This is a genomic window from Vreelandella rituensis, from assembly GCF_003336665.1.
GTDB classification, from domain to species: Bacteria; Pseudomonadota; Gammaproteobacteria; order Pseudomonadales; family Halomonadaceae; genus Vreelandella; species Vreelandella rituensis.
Genome location: NZ_QPIJ01000122.1, coordinates 1 through 2,991 on the forward strand (window position 1 = coordinate 1; position 2,991 = coordinate 2,991).

The 2,991-nt window shown below is 51.9% G+C and carries 4 protein-coding genes and 1 pseudogene; 1 reads left to right on the plus strand and 4 read right to left on the minus strand.

Annotated features, from left to right (window positions below; all coding sequences use genetic code 11):
• A pseudogene (locus DU506_RS20855) lies at nucleotides 1-291 on the plus strand (hypothetical protein); the annotation flags it as partial.
• A gap of 118 nt (nucleotides 292-409) precedes the next feature.
• On the opposite strand, the gene DU506_RS20860 reads toward DU506_RS20855, so the two are convergent.
• The 4 genes from DU506_RS20860 to DU506_RS20875 all read right to left on the minus strand — a co-directional run bounded on the left by DU506_RS20860 (nucleotide 410) and on the right by DU506_RS20875 (nucleotide 2,616).
• Nucleotides 410-673 carry an Lpp/OprI family alanine-zipper lipoprotein gene (locus DU506_RS20860; RefSeq protein ID WP_022523170.1) on the minus strand — a complete coding sequence of 88 codons (264 nt, stop codon included), beginning with the start codon at nucleotides 671-673 and terminating at the stop codon, nucleotides 410-412.
• Nucleotides 674-881: 208 nt separating this feature from the next.
• The gene (locus DU506_RS20865; protein WP_114488750.1) at nucleotides 882-1,529 is read right to left on the minus strand and encodes a L,D-transpeptidase family protein; all 648 of its coding nucleotides are present in this window, start codon (nucleotides 1,527-1,529) and stop codon (nucleotides 882-884) included.
• A gap of 150 nt (nucleotides 1,530-1,679) precedes the next feature.
• Nucleotides 1,680-2,108 (minus strand): GIY-YIG nuclease family protein, encoded by a 429-nt coding sequence (locus DU506_RS20870; protein ID WP_114488751.1) that lies wholly within the window; start codon nucleotides 2,106-2,108, stop codon nucleotides 1,680-1,682.
• A 25-nt stretch (nucleotides 2,109-2,133) separates the two neighbouring features.
• Complete coding sequence (locus tag DU506_RS20875; RefSeq protein WP_114488752.1) at nucleotides 2,134-2,616, minus strand: ferritin family protein; 483 nt, start codon at nucleotides 2,614-2,616, stop codon at nucleotides 2,134-2,136.
• Between the last annotated feature and the right edge of the window lie 375 nt (nucleotides 2,617-2,991).

Below are 2,991 nucleotides of genomic sequence, written 5' to 3' on the forward strand. Positions count from 1 at the left end.
TACCTGATGCGCCAAAAGCAAGTGAAGGGCTTTCAGACCGGCGATAGGGTCAGGGCGATTGTCCCGGCCGGCAAGAAGACCGGCAGCCACACGGGGCGCGTGGCGATTCGCAAGACCGGCATTTTCAACATTCAGACCGAACAAGGCGCGGTCCAGGGGATTTCCTGGCGCCACTGCACCCTGCTGCAACGCGGTGATGGCTATGGCTACCACCCATTCAACACTAAAGGAGGCGCGGACAGGGAACCCCGAGTCGTGCGGCGCACGACGCGCTATCCCTCCCGGCGCTAAAGCAGCCGGGTTTCCCGCGCAAAATCTGCTGAGAAATAAAAAACCCCGCCGAGGCGGGGTTTTTTATTTCTCAGCAACAACCGCATTTCCTGTGAAGGAAAGACGGTGCCAAGCAGAATTACTTCTGCATTGAACGCTGGAACATACGGTTCATTTCTTCGCGGTTCTGCTCAGACATCTGCAGAGCAGCTTGTGCATCACGCTGCGCTTGGTTTGCAGTGTTCATTGCCTGAGAAGCCATGCTACGTGCTTCTGCAGCATCAGCTTGTGCAGATTCTGCAGTCATGCGAACTTCTTCCAGCGCGCTGGTAGAAGCACAACCAGCCAGGATTGCCAGTGAAGCGGCAGCGGCAGTCATCTTCAGAGTTGTCTTCAGAGTCATAGTGTTCTCCTTGATATTCCTTGGTACTACATTAAATGGTACGGCAAGATAAGACTAAAGTTATAACCTAATCTTGTCTACCTGCGTTGCAGGTTCATTTGCTGCGACATGTGCTGCGAAGCAGCAGGAGTCAAACACTGTTTTATTATAGACCACAGCGCTTGTCCATACTTATGTTCAAAGCTGAACACTCTTTCTCGACACCAGCTTAGCGGATCACGACGCGAGTGCCAACGTCTACCAATTCCGTGAGCCGTTCAATCTGGGGATTGGTCAACGCTACGCACCCTTGCGTCCAGTGAAAACGGTCATGGATATCGGGATCCGCCTTGCCAAGACCATGGATTCCAATCGCGCCTCCTAATACCGTATCTTGAGGAGGTGACCGATGCCGTCGATAATAATCGAAGTATTGATCATAATCCTGTTGGGTATAAAGCCCTGTCTGCAACGCCATCTGTGCATGTGCGGGCGTAGGATAATCAATCCCGATAAAAATATTCCATTGGCTAGCATGGTTGAATCGATTGACCCGGAACTCGCCCTTCGGTGTCGCATTATCGCCGCGCGTTCGCTGAGTCTTGGCTCCACCTCGTCCCAGGGATATCGGCGCAAAGCGTTCCATCAGGGCATTACCCCGGTAGATGCTCAGCGCAGCTTCCTCATCATCGACCAATACCCAGAGCTCATCGATATGCCGTGGCACAGGCGCTCGTGTCAGTAACGTTTCGATCAAATCCGGAGCATCGTCTGCTGAAAGGCCATCTGAGGAGAAGCCATTCGTCGTGGAAGCCTGTACCGAGAAGGGTAAGCCCAAGGTCAAGCCAATAAAATGGCGACGGGTCAAAAGTTTCATGAGAGCTCTCAAGCATCATTCGGCACTGGGCCGAGCATACATTTCAGTCGGCTGTTATACCCTATCGGCGCCGCCTCTGTCAGCCATCGTTTCATTCAGCAGTTTATTTCGCACCGCTCCTGAGACTCTCAGCCCTGTTTTTATGGCATTTTACGAATCCTTGCGATCTACAGTGAAAGGATTCATCAGCAAGTCCTTTTTCCCCATCAGGTGCACTACCGTTCTATCAAAGGGGAAAGTATCGATGTATTGCCGATTGAGCAGCGGTTTGTGGCGATGCACCAGCGCCGCCGCGAGCCTTTCTCTCTGGGCATGCCCGCATAGCCCGACACTGAACCAAAGGGCCTGGCCTTCTTCCAAACCAGCATGCCAGCGTTCCTTGTCCTCATGGTGCATAAGACAAGAGCGAACATCACGCCCTTCACCCACATACACCAATTTCTGAGGTTGCATTTCGCCACTTTTCTGGTCTGAGCCGGCCTTGAAGACACAGTAAACACCAGAATCATCCGGCACTTCCCGCAAGTCATCTTCGGTAAAATATCCCAACATCTCTGGAGACAGCAGTATGTCTGACATAGACCCTCCTTTTAGGTAGCCCTAATCAAATATCTTCAAGTTCCTCAAGACTCGTCACGATGCGCCGCACCTCGGCTTCGTGCCCTTCCGCCAAGGAATTGAAAAATTCTTTTTCAGGAATGACGTTCGCCCGCGAAGCACGGTGCTGATAAAGATCCCGCAAGGTACGATGTGCTGTCACTGCCGTATCCATAATTGCATCGATACTGTCGTAATTCGCCGTTTCGGCGATGCGTTCGAGTTTCGGCGGATGAGGAAAGTCTCCCGTTTCATCGAACCAGGTTTCTAGTACTTCTGTGTGATCGGTGCCGTCATGAAAAATGTCCTCCAACCCCGTCTGCATACGAAGCTCACGGTTGGCGAGATAATCCAGCGCCATTTTCACCCTTTCACTGGAGGTCTCCTCTGCGGCGTCGCTGTACTGCTTGGCCATGCGGGCATGAAAGTCCATCGCCCATCTTACCAAGTCCTTGACTTGGTTATAGCGCTTTGATTTTTCCTTACGCATTGCTCGCTCCTTACACTGAACGCGTCAGAGGTGACTGAAACAACACAGGTTTTCATAACATAGTAAAAACCCTAGATAATTACCATACGCCTTTTTGCCATGGGTTCGAACCCCGACAGCTCAGGCCATAGGGGGGAGATAGTCAAGGTATACAAAGGAGTGTTCCACAAAAAAAGCACAAGACGACAAGCAACGCCTCACCTGGGTATCGCCTGCAACTATCGACTCAGAAACTATCGACTCAACAGAATTGATATGAACTACCACGCCTAAGCGGCTGCGCCGTTAGACGTGGTTTCACTCGCTCGTTGGCGAGCTTCCAATGTCAACGGGTGATCAATGTGCGTAATTGACATGGGCGTGTCCACAACGCCC